This window comes from Streptomyces sp. NPDC044064, assembly GCF_056434245.1.
In genome coordinates this window covers 91,413-107,154 of sequence record NZ_JBWKFN010000036.1, presented here as the reverse complement: position 1 = coordinate 107,154, position 15,742 = coordinate 91,413, and the positions used below count along the sequence as shown (strand labels likewise).

Sequence of the window (15,742 nt, the reverse complement as noted above, 5' to 3'; positions counted from 1 at the left end):
CCTCTCGGGCTTTCCTCCGGGCTTCCCTTCGGTGTTTCCGACTCTATCAGATCTTTTCTCGATCCGATTTCCTCGGTGCTTTCCAGGTTCTCGCTTTCGCGTTTCCCTTTCCGGCGGTTCCGACTCTATCAGATCCTTTCGGCGTCTGACCCCCAGTCAGCGGGGTTTGTCTTCGCGGCTGTTGGGCCGTTCCGACGAGTGAGACTTTAGCGGATTCCCGGCTCCCGAGCTAATCGGGGGCTGCGTCCTTTCGAACGCGGATTCCTCATTTCGCAAATATGCACGCCGGAACGCACGACGACGGGTCGCCGATTGCTGGGCTGCTACTTGCGGAATGGCTGTCCGGGGACCGACCGGAGTCGGCGCTCACGTCGGACAACCCGGAGAACATTACGTACCGGGCCGGGGTGTGTCAACTCGCTGCGGGCGGGCCCCCTGCGGGCGTACGGTGGGTGACGTGATGACGCGTACGTGTACCCAGCTCTGGTGGGCCGCCTGACCGGCGGCCGCACTCACGTATGCATTCAACGGCCGCCGCCTCGGCGGCCGTTCTCGTATCTCCCTTCAGGACTCCGGGGGCCGGCCGACCGGGACGGCGGTCTCGACCTGGAGGTGGAGTAGAGATGACGCGGGTCTTCAGCGGGGTCAAGCCGACCGGACATCTGACGCTGGGGAACTACCTGGGGGCCATGCGGCAGTGGGCCGCGGTGGACCAGCACCGGGCGGACTCCCTGTTCTGCATCGTCGATCTGCACGCGCTGACCGTGGACCACGATCCGGCGCGGGTGCGCAGGCTCAGTCGTCAGGCGGCGACGCTGTTGCTGGCGTCCGGGCTCGACCCCGAGCTGTGCACCGTGTTCCTGCAGAGCCATGTGGACGAGCACACCCGGCTGTCGTACGTGCTGGAGTGCGTGGCGACGGACGGCGAGATGCGGCGGATGATCCAGTACAAGGAGAAGTCCGCGCGGGAGCGCGAGCGCGGTGGGAGCGTGCGGCTGTCGCTGCTGACGTATCCGGTGCTGATGGCCGCGGACATCCTGGCCTACGGGGCGGACGAGGTGCCGGTCGGTGACGACCAGACGCAGCACGTCGAGCTGACGCGGGATCTGGCGGTGCGGTTCAACCAGCGGTACGGACACACGTTCGCTGTGCCGAGGGCGACTCCGCCGAAGGTGGCCGCACGGGTGATGAACCTGCAGGACCCGACGTCGAAGATGGGGAAGTCGGACGACTCGGGGCCGGGGATCGTCTATCTGCTCGACGAGCCGGACGTGGTGCGCAAGAAGGTGATGCGGGCCGTGACCGACAGCGGGCGGGACGTGGAGTACGACCGGGAGGCCAGGCCGGGGGTCTCGAATCTGCTGGAGATTCTCGCAGCGTGCACGGGTGGGAACCCTGAGTCACTGGCGTCCGTTTACGACTCGTACGGTGCTCTGAAGAAGGACACCGCTGAGGCCGTGGTGGAGGTTCTCAGGCCGGTGCAGGCCAGGCACAGGGAGCTGTGCGCGGATCCTGCCTATCTGGAGGGGGTGCTGCGGGATGGTGCGGAGAAGGCTCGGGCGATGGCCCGGCCGATCGTCGATACCGCCTATCGGGCCATCGGGTTGCTGCCACCCGTGGCGGAGCCTTCGCTGAGCCCGCTGAGCGCCGCTCGTTAGCCGTGGGGCGGCGGGGTGGCCCGCCGCCTTCGCGGTGTCGTGGGTGTCAGTCCTTCTTGCCGGAGGCGAGTTCACGGCTGCGGTCGCGAGCGGCCTCGAGTGCGGCGATGAGCGCGGCGCGGACTCCGTGGTTCTCCAGTTCGCGGATGGCGTTGATCGTCGTACCGGCCGGAGAGGTGACGTTCTCGCGGAGCTTGACGGGGTGCTCGCCGCTGTCGCGGAGCATCACGGCGGCGCCGATGGCGGACTGGACGATGAGGTCGTGGGCCTTGTCGCGGGGCAGGCCGAGCAGGATGCCAGCGTCGGTCATGGCTTCGACCAGGTAGAAGAAGTACGCCGGGCCGGAGCCGGACAGGGCCGTGCAGGCGTCCTGCTGGGACTCGGGGACGCGGAGGGTCTTGCCGACGGCGCCGAAGATCTGCTCGGCGTGGGCGACGTGTTCGGCGGTGGCGTGGTGGCCGGCGGAGATGACGGACATGGCCTCGTCGACGAGGGCGGGGGTGTTCGTCATGACCCGGACGACCGGGGTGCCGGCGGCGAGGCGCTCCTCGAAGAAGGAGGTGGGGATGCCGGCGGCTCCGCTGATGACCAGGCGGTCGGCGGGGATGTGCGGGGCCAGTTCGTCCAGGAGGGCACCCATGTCCTGCGGTTTGACCGTGAGGATCAGGGTGTCGGCGGTCTTGGCGGCCTCGGGGTTGGTGACCGGGGCGACTCCGTAGCGGCTGCGGAGTTCTTCGGCGCGTTCGGGGCGGCGGGCCGTGACCAGGAGGTCGGCGGGGGCCCAGCCGGCTCTGATCATCCCGCTGAGCAGGGCTTCGCCGATCTTGCCGGTGCCGAGGACTGCGACTTTCTGGCTCATGCGGTTCAGTCTGGCACCGGGGGTCGGGTGTGCGGGCCGGTTGTCCGGCAGGCGGAATGCCGGCCGGCGGGTGGGCCGGCGGCTATGCCGTGCGCCGTCGCAGCGTCGCTGCCCCGAGTGCCAGGACCAGCACCGCGCAGCCCGCCACGATCGAGACGTCCCGTACGAATGTCGCCGTCATGTCCGTGTGGTGGAGGACCTCGTTCATGCCGTCGACGGCGTAGGACATCGGGAGGACGTCGGAGATGGCCTCCAGCACGGGGTGCATGTTGGAGCGGGCGGTGAAGAGGCCGCAGAGGAGGAGCTGGGGGAAGATCACCGCGGGCATGAACTGGACCGCCTGGAATTCCGAGGCCGCGAAGGCCGAGACGAAGAGGCCGAGGGCCGTGCCGAGCAGGGCGTCGAGCAGGGCGACCAGCAGGAGCAGCCAGGCCGAGCCGGTGACGTCCAGGCCGAGGAGCCAGACGGCGAGCCCGGTGGCCAGGGCCGACTGGACGATGGCGAGGCCGCCGAAGGCGAGGGCGTAGCCGGCGATGAGGTCGGCCTTGCCGAGGGGCATGGCGAGGAGGCGTTCGAGGGTGCCCGAGGTGCGTTCGCGCAGGGTGGCGATGGAGGTGACCAGGAACATCGTGATCAGCGGGAAGATGCCGAGCAGGGAGGCGCCGATGTTGTCGAAGGTGCGCGGGCTGGCGTCGAAGACGTAGCGCAGCAGGATCAGCATCAGGCAGGGGACGAGGATCAGCAGCGCGATGGTCCGCGGGTCGTGGCGGAGCTGACGCAGGACGCGGGCCGCGGTGGCCGTGGTGCGGGCGGCGTTCAGGGCCCCCGTGGGTGCGGCAGGAGCGGCGGGCGCTGCCGGCGTGGTCGTGCTCATCGGGTCGTCTCCTTGGTGCGGTCCGCGACGTCGGCGTCGTCTGCTTCGTCGACGAGGCGGAGGAAGGCGGCCTCGACGGTGTCGGTGCCGGTACGGGTGCGCAGGGCGTCGGGGGTGTCGTCGGCGAGGATCCGGCCTTCGCGCATGAGGAGCAGGCGGTGGCAGCGCTCGGCCTCGTCCATGACGTGGGAGGAGACGAGGAGGGTGGCGCCTCGGGCGGCGAGGTCGTGGAAGAGGTTCCACAGGTCTCGGCGCAGGACGGGGTCGAGCCCGACCGTCGGTTCGTCGAGGACGAGGAGTTCGGGCGTGCCGAGGAGGGCGACGGCGAGGGAGACACGGCTGCGCTGGCCGCCGGAGAGGTTGCCGGCGAGGGCGTCGGCGTGGCTGGTGAGGTCGACTTCGGCGAGGACGCGTGCGACGTCCTGGCGGCGGTCGGCGGAGGCGCGGCCGGGGTCGAGGATCGCGGCGAAGTAGTCGAGGTTCTGGCGGATGGTCAGGTCGTCGTAGACGGAGGGGGCCTGGGTGACATAGCCGATGCGGCTGCGCAGGGTGGGGTGGCCGGCGGGGTGGCCGAGGACGTCGAGGGTGCCGGTGACCTTGGCCTGGGTGCCGACGATGGAGCGCATCAGGGTGGACTTGCCGCATCCGGAGGGGCCGAGCAGACCGGTGATCTGGCCGCGCGGGACGGTGAAGCGGAGGTGGTGGAGGACGGTGCGGGGGCCGCGTACGACGGTGAGGTCGTCGGCGTGGACGGCGTCCGGTGCGGTGGGGTGGGGTGGATCGGGCGCATAATTCATCATGCGATGAATAATCTTCCCGGCGGCCGGTGCCGTCAAGGGGAGGAAGTAGGTGTGCCGCACACGAAAGCGGCGGCCCGGGAAGGAACCGGGCCGCCGCTGCCGCCGGGGAGGTTGACGAGGTGTCGGATCAGGGCTTGGTCGCGACGAGCACAAGCACGTCGTACGTCTCCTCGACGATGCCGTCCGGGAAGACCTTCAGCAGATGGCCGCGCTCTTCCTCCAGGAACGCGTTCCTGCGCTCCTCGGCGGTGACGAGGAAGGCCGAGTGGCTGCCGATGTTGGCGAGGTGGGTGCCGATCGGGACACGGCGGCTCCAGCGGACCTCGCGGCGGGTGAACCGGAGGCGGCCGCTGGGGTCGGCGAGCTCGGTGCGGTCTCCGGCCCGGCGCTTCTCGGCGGCGATGTCCACCCCGAAGAAGCGGCCGGTGCGGTCGGCTGCCTCGGCGATCCACTCGACGTCGAGGGCGTCGGTGTTCCACCACAGCGCCAGCGCGCCCCCCGGCCGCAGCACGCGCAGCGCCTCCGGCACCGAATGCGCGGTGTCGGTCCAGTGCCAGGCCTGGGCGTAGGTGAGGAAGTCGGCGTGGGCGTCGGCGACCGGGAGGGCGTTGCCGTTGCCCCGCACGATCGGGATGTGCGGCAGGGCGCGGCGGAACTCGGCGGCCATGCCCTCGCCGGGTTCGACCGCGAGGACGTCGGCGCCGCGGGCCTCCAGCAGCACGGTCGCGATCCCGGTCCCGGCACCGACGTCCACGACCCGGGCGCCGGACAGCGGCCGGCCGGCCAGTTCCTCGACGGTGTCGAAGAGGGCGGGCGGGTAGGAGGGGCGGTTCGCGGCGTACTGGGCGGCGGCGGCGTTGAAGGAGCGGGCACGCAGGGCGGGGGACGGGGCGGCCGGTTCCGGGGTGGCTGAGGTCGTGGTCATGCCGCCATCGTGCGCGAGGCGGGGTGGAAGGGAACAGCGGGTTTGTGGGCGGGAGCAGCGCGTTTCGGCCAGGCACACCGCTGTGTGTCGACTCACCGCCCTGTGCCGACGCACCACTTTGCGGCTCACAGGATGTACGGCTTACCGGTTTACCGGCCTTTACGTTTTTGCGGCTCACCTGCGCCCGTTGCGGCTTACCGGCGCCGCTTCTTCTTCGAGGGGTTGCCCGTGCGCCGGGAGGACAGGCGCACGTATTCCTCGCGGGCCTTCTCGTACTCCTCGCGGTGCAGCTTCTCGCCCGGGGCCTCGGTGAGGGAGCGGAAGAAGTAGGCGAGCAGGGAACCGACGAAGCCGATGGCGAGCAGGCCGCGCAGCTGGGCCTGGCGCTGGGGATCGTGGCGCCGGCCGAACCCTTCCCAGGTGTTGCGGAAGGCGAGCGCGCTGCAGATCGCGAACATGGCGACGACCAGCACGGTCACGAAGGCGCCGGTGTCGGCGATCCGGATGCCCTCGTAGGCGAAGTTCAGGACCAGGCAGGAGAGGGCGGCCGCGGCGACGGAGCCGACGGCCACGCCGGCTCGGCGGGCCGCGTACCCGTTGTCGTGGTTCACCCAGGAGGTGCCGAAGAAGCGGAGGGGCTCGGGGCGGGGGCCGCCCGGGGAGCCCGCCGGGGTGTCCGGGGTGCCGTTCTCGTCGCTCACAGGACGATTATGGCTCCGGGCGGAGGCGGGCTCTGAGCAGGGTCAGCCGCAGCGAGCGGCGACGTAGCCGTCGCTTCCGGTCTGGACGAAGGCGTCCGAGACGTACTCACCGTTGCCGATGTTGTCCCAGATGTTCGAGGTGCCGTACGGGCCGGAGATGGCGGTGCCCGGCGACTGGCAGTAGATGTGGACCTTGGCGCCCTCGGGCAGGACGCGGACGAGGTTGTAGCTGGTGCCGGGCCCGCTGCGGACGTTCAGGCGTACGCCCGGGGCGACCGAGTAGTAGCGCAGGGACTCCGTCGCGACCGCGGCCGGGCTGTTGTCCTCTTCTTCGACGCGCTCGACAGACATCGAGTGCCTCCCCCCATTGTCCCCATGACTGTCATGGGGTCACGTTGATTCCCCTGAAGCGAATTGCGAAACACCTGTGCGCAACTCGCATGCAGACGCTAGCAAGCCGCCTCTGTCTCGTACGAGTCATCGACTAGGCTCCGTGCGTCGCGCGCGCGGACGAACAGCACGGGGGTGGTCCATGACGCCACAGCGCAACACCGGAGCGGGCGCGGAAGCGGAACTTCCCGAATACGCCGGTCAGTATCACCTGGAGTCGTGTCTGGGCTCCGGTGGCATGGGCGTGGTGCATCTGGCCCGGAGCACCTCGGGGCTGAAGCTCGCGGTGAAGGTCGTGCACGCCGAGTTCGCCCGGGATCGCGAGTTCAGGGGGCGTTTCCGGCAGGAGGTGGCCGCCGCTCGGAGGGTGAGCGGTGCCTTCACGGCGCCTGTCGTGGACGCCGACCCGGAGGCCGAACGGCCCTGGATGGCCACGCTGTTCATTCCCGGTCCGACCCTCTCCGAACATGTGAAGCGGAACGGTCCGATGCCCGCGGCGCAGTTGCGTCGGCTCATGGCCGGGCTCGCCGAGGCATTGCGCGACATCCACCGGGTGGGTGTTGTGCACCGGGATCTGAAGCCCAGCAACGTGCTGCTCGCCGAGGACGGCCCGAAGGTCATCGACTTCGGCATCTCCCGGCCCAAGGACAGTGAACTGCGGACCGAGACCGGGAAGTTGATCGGTACACCGCCGTTCATGGCGCCCGAGCAGTTCCGGCGGCCGCGGGAGGTGGGACCGGCGGCGGACATCTTCGCCCTCGGGTCGGTGCTGGTGCACGCGGCGACCGGGAGGGGACCGTTCGACTCCGACAGTCCGTATGTGGTCGCCTACCAGGTGGTGCACGACGACCCCGATCTGACCGGGGTGCCGGAGAGTCTGGCGCCGCTGATCCTTCGCTGCCTCGCCAAGGAACCCGACGACCGGCCGACTCCCGACGAGCTGATGCGGGAGCTGCGGTCGGTGGCCGCCTCGTACGACACACAGGCGTTCATACCGGCGCAGCGGACGAGCGAGGACGACCGGGAGCCGGGGGCCGGTGCCGGGCAGGCCGTGGAACAGCCCGCGGAGCGGTCCGCGAGACGCCGTCTCCCGGGGAGACGGGTGGCGGTGCTGGGCGCCGCGGCGCTCGGCCTCGCCCTGCTCGGCTCCCTGGTCTCGGTACAGCTGTTCGAGGGCGGTCGGCACACGCCGCGGCACGGGAGTCCGCGGACGGTGTCGACGGCCTCCGCCGGCTGGACCGCCGAACCGGTCGGGGCGGACAAGGGCATGCCGCAATGCTCCTACGGGGCCGGGAAGTTGTTCTGCGCCGAGCCCGGCGCGGTGTTCGCCGTGTCCCCCGCCGACGGCACCCGGTTGTGGCGGCACTCCGTCGCCACACAGACCACCAGCGAACCGCCGGTGGTCTCCGCCGGTCTCGTGCAGCCCTATACGAACGGCGGGTCACGTCTGGCGGCTCTCGCCCCCGCCTCGGGCAAGCAGGTCTGGGAGCGGAGCCTTCCCCCGGACACGACGATCCGTTACTCGGGCGGCATGGCCCTGCTCACGCGTGCCGACGGGACGGTCACCGGGGTGGACGCGGCGACCGGTGAGGCCCAGTGGCAGCGCGGGTTCCCCGGTCAGGGCGCACCGGCCTTCGTCTCGTTCCCGGGGGACTCCTCGGTCTACGCGGCCCGTACCTCCGGCGACGGCTCGAGCACGCAGGTGACCGCGGTGGATCCGCGCACGGGGCACGTACGGTGGGACGTCCGGCTCGCCGGGGCTCTTCGGCCGTTCGGCGCCCGGGACGGCTCGGTGTTCTTCCTGTCCGTCGACAGCGTCTACGGACAGACCAAGGAGGTCGTCCGCTACACGTCCGCCTCCAGGCGGACGAGCCGGGTGAGGTTGCCCGTCGCGCTCGACGACGCTCAGGCGACCGTACGAGGGCCCCTCGTCTACCTCCTGGCCGCCGGTGGTTCCCTGGTCGCCGTCGACCTGGACGCGCGAAAGCAGCTGTGGCGGCTGGAGACCTCCGTGACCCGGGGATCGGCACCGGTCACCGACGGCGCTCGGGTGTACTTCAGCGCGGGTGACGGGCGGCTCCTCGCCGTCGACGCGGCCGCGGGGAGGCTCGTCGGGCAGACCGAGGCCCGCCTCGGCAGCCACTCGGCCCGGGTCACGGGAGCCCCGCCCGCGCCGGTCGTCGTCGGCCGTCGCGTGTGCGCCACCGCCCCCGACGGCACCGTCTTCGCCCTCGACGCACGCGACCCCTCGGCCTGGTGACATGCGAAAGGGGCCGCACCCTTCCGGGAGGCGGCCCCTTTCCGTGAACGGTCAGCCGAGCTTGCTCACGTCCCGCACCGCGCCCTTGTCCGCGCTGGTGGCCATCGCGGCGTAGGCGCGCAGCGCGGCCGAGACCTTGCGCTCGCGGTTCGTGGGGGCGTAGACGCCGTCGAGGGCCTGCTCGCGTCGCGTCAGCTCCGCCTCGTCGACCAGCAGCTCGACCGTGCGGTTCGGGATGTCGATGCGGATGCGGTCGCCGTCCCGGACCAGGGCGATCGTGCCGCCGGAGGCCGCCTCGGGGGACGCGTGGCCGATGGAGAGGCCGGACGTGCCGCCGGAGAAGCGGCCGTCGGTGATCAGGGCGCAGCTCTTGCCCAGGCCGCGGCCCTTCAGGTACGAGGTCGGGTAGAGCATCTCCTGCATGCCGGGGCCGCCCTTGGGGCCCTCGTAGCGGATGACGACGACGTCGCCCTCCTTGACCTCCTGGGTGAGGATGCGCTGGACGGCCTCCTCCTGGGACTCGCAGACCACGGCCGGGCCCTCGAAGGTCCAGATGGACTCGTCCACGCCGGCGGTCTTCACGACGCAGCCGTCGACCGCCAGGTTGCCCTTGAGGACCGCCAGGCCGCCGTCCTTGGAGTACGCGTGCTCGGCGGAGCGGATGCAGCCGTTCTCGGCGTCGTCGTCCAGGGAATCCCAGCGCTCGGACTGCGAGAACGCCTCGGCGGAGCGGACGCAGCCGGGGGCCGCGTGCCACAGTTCCATGGCCTCGGGGGACGGGGAGCCGCCGCGGACGTCCCAGGTCTTCATCCAGTCGGCCAGGGAGGGGCTGTGGACCGCGTGGACGTCCTCGTTCAGCAGGCCCGCGCGGTGCAGTTCGCCGAGGAGGGCGGGAATGCCGCCGGCGCGGTGCACGTCCTCCATGTAGTACGTGCGGTTCTTCGCGACGTTGGGCGCGACCTTGGCCAGGCAGGGGACGCGGCGGGAGACGGCGTCGATCTGCTCCAGGCCGAACGGGACGCCCGCCTCCTGGGCGGCGGCCAGCAGGTGCAGGATCGTGTTGGTGGAGCCGCCCATCGCGATGTCCAGGGCCATGGCGTTCTCGAAGGCGGCGAACGTGGCGATGTTGAGCGGGAGGACCGTGTCGTCGTCCTGCTCGTAGTAGCGGCGGGTGAGGTCCATGACCGTGCGGGCCGCGTCCTCGTAGAGCCGGCGGCGGGCCGTGTGGGTGGCGAGGACCGAGCCGTTGCCGGGGAGGGAGAGGCCGATGGCCTCGGTCAGGCAGTTCATCGAGTTGGCGGTGAACATGCCGGAACAGCTGCCGCAGGTCGGGCAGGCGTTCTCCTCGATCCGGAGGATGTCCTCGTCGGAGATCTTGTCGTTGACGGCGTCGGAGATCGCGTCGACCAGGTCGAGGGTGCGGACCGTGCCGTCGACCAGCGTGGCGCGGCCGGACTCCATCGGGCCGCCGGAGACGAAGACCGTCGGGATGTTCAGGCGCAGGGCGGCCATCAGCATGCCCGGGGTGATCTTGTCGCAGTTGGAGATGCAGACCAGGGCGTCGGCGCAGTGGGCCTCGACCATGTACTCCACCGAGTCCGCGATCAGGTCGCGGGAGGGCAGGGAGTACAGCATGCCGCCGTGGCCCATGGCGATGCCGTCGTCGACCGCGATCGTGTTGAACTCGCGCGGGATGCCCCCGGCCTCCTTGATCGCCTCGCTGACGATCCGGCCGACCGGCTGCAGGTGGGTGTGGCCCGGGACGAACTCCGTGAAGGAGTTGGCGACGGCGATGATCGGCTTCCGGCCGATGTCCGCACCGGGTACACCGGAGGCGCGCATAAGGGCGCGGGCGCCCGCCATGTTGCGGCCGTGGGTGACTGTGCGGGACCTCAGCTCGGGCATCGTCGCTCGCTCCTTCAGAGACTGCGATCAGAGAGAATTCTGAAACTCCCTACGAGCGTACGCCGCCCCTCCAAGGGCTGGACAAGGTTGTCCGGAATGCGGGACGGGTGTTTCACGAACGCCGATGTCAGGACCGTGCCGGCTTCCGGACCTCGTCACCCTCAGGGCTGAGTCAGATGTCCCTGCACCACCGGCGCCACCCGCGCGATGATCTGCTCCAGGTCCGCCGAGGCCAGCGGCTCCAGCTTGATCACGTAGCGCATCATCGCCGTGCCCACCAGCTGCGCGGCCGCGAGCTCGGCCCGCAGCTCCGCGTCCGGCAGGTCCACCTGGGCTGCGATGCGGCGCAGCAGCTGGGCGGCGACGAGGCGGCGGAAGACGGCGGCGGCGGTCTCGTTGTTCACGGCGGACCGGAGAATCGCGAGGAGGGGCGTACGGGTCGTGGGGTTCTCCCAGACGCCGAAGACGAAGCGGGTCAGCCGCTCCCCCACCCCTTCCAGCGGGCCGTCGGCCACTGCGTTCGGCGCGTTGAGCGCGGGGGCGAAGGCGACCTCGATGGCCGCCTCGAAGACCTGTTCCTTGGTGCCGAAGTAGTGGTGGACCAGCGCGGAGTCGACCCCGGCGGCCTTGGCGATACCGCGTACGGACGTCTTCTCGTACCCGCGTTCGGAGAACTCCTCGCGGGCCGCGCCGAGGATCCGGTCGCGGGTGTCGCCGGACTCGGCGCGCGGCGGCCGTCCCCTTCGGCGTGCGGTCGCCCCGGTCATCGCCGGGGCACCTTCACGGCGGCGGCCAGGTGCTTGCGGGTGAAGTCCAGGGCCTCGGCGAGGTCGGCCTCGCGCTCGGCGTTGGACATCGCCCGGCGGGTGTTGACCTCGATGACGACATGGCCGTCGTAGCCGGTGCACGCGAGGCGCTCCAGCAGTTCGGCACAGGGCTGGGTGCCACGGCCCGGGACCAGGTGCTCGTCCTTGGCCGAGCCCCGGCCGTCGGCGAGGTGGACGTGGCCGAGGCGGTCGCCCATGCGGTCGAGCATGGCCAGCGCGTCCGTGCGGGCCGTCGCCGCGTGGCTGAGGTCGATCGTGAAGTGCCGGTAGTCGTCCTTGGTGACGTCCCACTCGGGCGCGTAGGCCAGCATCTCGCGGTCGCGGTAGCGCCACGGGTACATGTTCTCGACGGCGAACCGTACGTCGGTCTCGTGCGCCATCCGCCAGATCCCGGAGACGAAGTCCCGGGCGTACTGCCGCTGCCAGCGGAAGGGCGGGTGCACGACGACGGTGGAGGCGCCGAGCTTCTCCGCGGCCGCCCGGGCCCGCTGGAGCTTGACCCAGGGATCTGTGGACCAGACCCGCTGGGTGATCAGCAGGCAGGGGGCGTGCACGGCCAGGATCGGAATGCCGTGGTAGTCGGACAGGCGGCGCAGGGCCTCGATGTCCTGGCTGACCGGGTCGGTCCAGACCATGACCTCGACGCCGTCGTACCCGAGGCGCGCGGCGATCTCGAAGGCCGTCGCCGTCGACTCCGGGTAAACGGAGGCTGTCGACAGCGCGACGGACACGTCCCTTGGTTCGGCCACGTCCGTCACCTTACGGGGTCGAGTGGTGAGGGGGTGGGGTGCCTGTTCGCCGTTGTGACGTTCGCCATTCGGGCGGGTGCGGGTGCGCTGTGGCCGCCCGCGCCCACACCGCTCAGCCGCCTATCGGCACGGCCCGCACCCCTTCACGCAGTCAAGCCGAACCCATGTGATCGAGGCGCCGCAGGATCACGCCCTCGCGCAGGGCCCACGGGCAGACCTCCAGGCTCTCCACCCCGAAGAGATCCATCGCGCCCTCGGCCACCAGTGCCCCCGCCAGCAGCTGGCCGGCTCGGCCGTCGGAGACTCCGGGGAGTTCGGCGCGCTGTTGCGTGGACATGCCGGCCAGGCGGGGGACCCAGGCCTCCAGCGACTCCCGCTTGAGGTCGCGCTGGATGTAGAGGCCCTCGGCGCTGCGGGCGGCTCCGGCGATGCGGGCCAGCTGCTTGAAGGTCTTGGAGGTGGCGACCACGTGGTCGGGGGGGCCGAAGCGGTGGAACTCGCCGACGGTCCGGGCGATCTGCGCGCGGGCGTGACGGCGCAGGGAGCGGACGTCCTCGGCGTCGGGCGGGTCGCCGGGCAGCCAGCCGGCGGTGAGGCGGCCGGCGCCGAGCGGGAGCGAGACGGCGGCGTCCGGCTCCTCGTCGATGCCGAAGGCGATCTCCAGCGAGCCGCCGCCGATGTCCAGGACCAGCAGCTTTCCGGCGGACCAGCCGTACCAGCGGCGGACGGCGAGGAAGGTGAGCCGGGCCTCCTCCGCGCCGGTGAGGACCTGGAGCCGTACGCCGGTCTCGTCCTCCACGCGCGCGAGGACCTCGTCGGCGTTGGTGGCTTCCCGCACCGCGGAGGTCGCGAACGGCAGCAGGTCCTCCACACCCTTGTCCTCGGCGGCCTGGAGTGCGTCCCGTACGACCGCGATCAGCTTCTCGACACCGTCATCACCTATGGCACCGCTGTCGTCGAGCAGCTGGGCGAGCCGAAGTTCGGCCTTGTGCGAATGCGCGGGCAACGGGCGCGCGCCGGGGTGAGCGTCCACCACCAGCAGATGCACCGTGTTCGAACCCACGTCCAGGACACCGAGTCTCATGTACGGAACGCTACTGCCAGAACTGCTCTCCTCGGTCCCCGAAGCGGCCCCGGGCCACTTACCCTGGACGGGTGCCAAAGACGAAAAAGGCTAACTCCGACAAGAGCACCAAGAACACCAAGGGTGCCAAGTCGGGCAAGACGCCCAAATCCTCCAAGGGATCGAAGGATCCTTCGCAGGTGAAGGCGTCGACGTCCGGGAAAGGCCCGAAGGTGAGTGACGAGAAGGGTCTCGACTTCGCGCGAGCCTGGGTGGAGTTCCCGGACCCGGCGGACGACGAGCAGATCTTCCGCTGCGATCTGACCTGGCTGACCTCGCGCTGGAACTGCATCTTCGGCAGCGGCTGCCAGGGCATCCAGGCGGGCCGAGCGGACGACGGATGCTGCTCGCTGGGAGCCCACTTCTCCGACGAGGACGACGAGAAGCGCGTCGCCGAGCACGTGGCGAGGCTCACCCCGGAGATCTGGCAGCACCACGACGAGGGCGTGCGCGGCGGCTGGATCTCCGAGGACGAGGACGGATCGCGCCAGACCCGGCCCTTCCAGGGCTCGTGCATCTTCCAGAACCGCCCCGGGTTCGCCGGCGGCGCGGGCTGCTCGCTGCACATCCTGGCCCTGAAGGAGGGCCGGGAGCCGCTGGAGACCAAGCCGGACGTGTGCTGGCAGCTGCCGATCCGGCGCACCTACGACTGGATCGACCGCCCCGACGACACCCGCGTCCTGCAGGTCTCCATCGGCGAGTACGACCGCCGGGGCTGGGGCCCGGGCGGCCATGACCTGCACTGGTGGTGCACGTCGGCGACCTCGGCACACGGCGCGGGCGAGCCCGTGTACGTGTCCTACCGCGCCGAACTGACCGAGTTGATGGGCAAGGCCGGCTACGACCGCCTGGTCGAGCTGTGCGAACAGCGGCTGGCCTCGCAGTTGCCCCTGGTGGCACCCCACCCGGCGGATCCGGCGTAGGACTGCCGGCCTCTCTAGCTGTCCGACGGGCTCGGAGTTCCGTCGTCGCTCGGGGACGGTGACGGGCTCGGCGGGTCGGACGGGGTCGGGGCCGTGGTGCTGGGGCTCGGGTCGGGCGGGGTCGGTGACTGGCTGGACGGCGGGTCCGTCGGGGGCGAGGACGACGGGCTCGGGTCCGGGGTGCCGGGGCTCGGGGGCGGGGTCGCCGGGCGGGTCGGGGCGGTGCCGTAGCCGTCGATGGTGACCACCGCGCCGGCCGGTGAGACCGCCACCTGTGCGTGCCAGTGGCCGGAGGGCTCGCGCAGATGGTCGACGTACACCTTGATCGTCAGCGTCTCGCCGGGGGCGAGGGTTCCCGTGGACTGGCTGAGGTAGAGCCAGGCCGCCGAGGTGGCGGCGGACCAGCGGACCGGGCCGGAACCGGAAGCGGTGAGGGTGATCAGCGTGGTGTCGCCGTCGTTGGCGGCGCTGACCGCGAGCCGGCCCGCGCCCTTCTTGTCTCCTCCGGAGACGCTGATGACCTCCACGGAGACGTCCGACTTGCCGCCCTTGCCGGAGCCGCCGGGCTTCACGCTGGCGTTTCCGGCGTTCTCGTAGCCGCCGGCGGTGTCGCTGCCGAGCGCGTCGGGCCCCTGCGCCTCGCGCGCGGTGGCCGAGCGTCCGTCCTCGACGTCCGGGCCGCCCCGGTAGGCGGCCCACAGGGCGAGCACGGGAGCCGCGACGACGGTGGCGACGACGGTCGTGGTGACGGCACGCGCGCGCAGGCGGTCACGACGGGCCGCGCGGTCCTTGGGGTCCATCGGGAAACCGCGCCGGTCGAAGCGGGGCAGGGCCGCGCCCCGCGCGCGCGGCTGGTGCGCGAGGACGACGTGCAGGGCCGCGCGGGGCGCCTCGAGGACGGGCAGCTCGGCCGGGGTGACCGTGGCGCCGGGCCAGTGGCCGGGCACCGCGCGCTCGGCGGTACGGCGGCAGCGCGGGCAGTCGTCGACGTGCCGGACCAGCTCGCGGCGCAGGGCCGTGCTGAGGACCAGCTGATTGTCTCCGGTGAGATGGGCCACGCTCGGGCACCCGCCGGTCTCGACCACGGCGAGCGCGGCGCGGGTGCGCTCGACCTCGCAGGCGGCGGAGGCGAGCAGCTCGCGCGCGGCGGCGGTCTCCATGCCGAGGACGGCGGCGACCTCGGGGGCGGCGAGGTGGTGGCGGACGGCCAGCTCCAGGGCCTCGCGCTGCTCTGGGGTGGTGCCTGCCGCCTCCGGCCACGCGAGCAGGGCCAGTTCACGGCGCCGCTGCTCCCGGACCTCCGGGGCGACGGGCGGATCGGGTACCTGTTTCGTGGCCGCGGGCCGCCCCGCCGCGTGGGTGACCTGACGTTTCTGCTTGGCCTCGGCGAGCCCCCGCAGGCATGCCCAGCGGGCCAGCGCGTACAGCCAGGCCCTGCGGTCGGCGGGTGCCTCCGGGACACGCTGCCCGCGCCGCTCGGCCAGTACCAGGACGTCCCCGAGTGCGACGGTGGCCGCGTCGTGGTCGCACAGCACCGACAGGCAGTAGGTGAACAGACCGTCCAGGTACGGCTCGTAGCGCGCCGGCGGCCGCTGGGCGAGAGTGCGCGCGGCGGCTCGATCGCGCGCCTCTCGGTGCGCTCGGTGCGCGCCGGTGGTGCGGGTCGTGGTCTGAGGACTGCTGCTCATCACCTGTGCGACCGTAGGCGGCCGCGGAGTGCGCCTTCTTGCACCTTGAGCACTTTTAAT

At 71.3% G+C, this 15,742-nt stretch carries 14 protein-coding genes; 3 read left to right on the top strand and 11 right to left on the bottom strand.

The window, feature by feature from the left end; genetic code table 11:
* Positions 1–623 precede the first annotated feature (623 nt).
* Positions 624–1,658, top strand: coding sequence for a tryptophan--tRNA ligase (gene trpS, locus AC07DS_RS39780; RefSeq protein ID WP_479153584.1), 1,035 nt, complete (start codon positions 624–626; stop codon positions 1,656–1,658).
* A 46-nt stretch (positions 1,659–1,704) separates the two neighbouring features.
* On the opposite strand, the gene proC is transcribed toward trpS, so the two are convergent.
* From proC to AC07DS_RS39750, 6 genes are all read right to left on the bottom strand, one after another.
* Positions 1,705–2,517, bottom strand: a complete 813-nt coding sequence (gene proC, locus AC07DS_RS39775) for a pyrroline-5-carboxylate reductase (RefSeq protein WP_479153582.1) — start codon at positions 2,515–2,517, stop codon at positions 1,705–1,707.
* 82 nt (positions 2,518–2,599) lie between these two features.
* On the bottom strand, positions 2,600–3,391 hold the full coding sequence (locus tag AC07DS_RS39770; RefSeq protein ID WP_479153580.1) for an ABC transporter permease: 792 nt from the start codon (positions 3,389–3,391) through the stop codon (positions 2,600–2,602).
* A complete protein-coding gene (locus AC07DS_RS39765; protein ID WP_479153578.1) occupies positions 3,388–4,191 on the bottom strand; it encodes an ABC transporter ATP-binding protein in 804 nt (267 codons plus the stop codon). Before AC07DS_RS39765 ends, AC07DS_RS39770 begins: the two co-directional genes overlap by 4 nt.
* A 127-nt stretch (positions 4,192–4,318) precedes the next feature.
* A complete protein-coding gene (locus tag AC07DS_RS39760; RefSeq protein WP_479153576.1) occupies positions 4,319–5,116 on the bottom strand; it encodes a class I SAM-dependent methyltransferase in 798 nt (265 codons plus the stop codon).
* A gap of 194 nt (positions 5,117–5,310) precedes the next feature.
* Entirely contained in the window at positions 5,311–5,817 is a 507-nt protein-coding gene (locus AC07DS_RS39755) for an EamA/RhaT family transporter (protein WP_479153574.1), read from the bottom strand.
* A gap of 42 nt (positions 5,818–5,859) precedes the next feature.
* On the bottom strand, positions 5,860–6,168 hold the full coding sequence (locus AC07DS_RS39750) for an SH3 domain-containing protein (RefSeq protein WP_479153572.1): 309 nt from the start codon (positions 6,166–6,168) through the stop codon (positions 5,860–5,862).
* Positions 6,169–6,349: 181 nt separating this feature from the next.
* On the opposite strand from AC07DS_RS39750, the gene AC07DS_RS39745 reads away from it, so the two are divergent.
* Positions 6,350–8,467, top strand: a complete 2,118-nt coding sequence (locus AC07DS_RS39745; RefSeq protein ID WP_479153570.1) for a protein kinase domain-containing protein — start codon at positions 6,350–6,352, stop codon at positions 8,465–8,467.
* 51 nt (positions 8,468–8,518) lie between these two features.
* On the opposite strand, the gene ilvD is transcribed toward AC07DS_RS39745, so the two are convergent.
* From ilvD to AC07DS_RS39725, 4 genes are all read right to left on the bottom strand, one after another.
* Positions 8,519–10,372: a dihydroxy-acid dehydratase gene (gene ilvD, locus AC07DS_RS39740; protein ID WP_479153568.1), complete on the bottom strand. Its 1,854-nt coding sequence runs from the start codon at positions 10,370–10,372 to the stop codon at positions 8,519–8,521.
* Positions 10,373–10,533: 161 nt separating this feature from the next.
* Positions 10,534–11,139: a TetR/AcrR family transcriptional regulator gene (locus AC07DS_RS39735; protein ID WP_479153566.1), complete on the bottom strand. Its 606-nt coding sequence runs from the start codon at positions 11,137–11,139 to the stop codon at positions 10,534–10,536.
* Positions 11,136–11,948 (bottom strand): sugar phosphate isomerase/epimerase family protein, encoded by an 813-nt coding sequence (locus AC07DS_RS39730; protein ID WP_479153564.1) that lies wholly within the window; start codon positions 11,946–11,948, stop codon positions 11,136–11,138. Before AC07DS_RS39730 ends, AC07DS_RS39735 begins: the two co-directional genes overlap by 4 nt.
* Before the next feature lie 151 nt (positions 11,949–12,099).
* The gene (locus AC07DS_RS39725) at positions 12,100–13,032 is read right to left on the bottom strand and encodes a Ppx/GppA family phosphatase (RefSeq protein ID WP_479153562.1); all 933 of its coding nucleotides are present in this window, start codon (positions 13,030–13,032) and stop codon (positions 12,100–12,102) included.
* 71 nt (positions 13,033–13,103) lie between these two features.
* On the opposite strand from AC07DS_RS39725, the gene AC07DS_RS39720 reads away from it, so the two are divergent.
* The gene (locus AC07DS_RS39720) at positions 13,104–13,994 is read left to right on the top strand and encodes a DUF3109 family protein (protein ID WP_479153560.1); all 891 of its coding nucleotides are present in this window, start codon (positions 13,104–13,106) and stop codon (positions 13,992–13,994) included.
* A gap of 14 nt (positions 13,995–14,008) precedes the next feature.
* Here AC07DS_RS39720 and AC07DS_RS39715 read toward each other — a convergent pair whose 3' ends face one another.
* The gene (locus AC07DS_RS39715) at positions 14,009–15,682 is read right to left on the bottom strand and encodes a BACON domain-containing protein (protein WP_479153558.1); all 1,674 of its coding nucleotides are present in this window, start codon (positions 15,680–15,682) and stop codon (positions 14,009–14,011) included.
* Between the last annotated feature and the right edge of the window lie 60 nt (positions 15,683–15,742).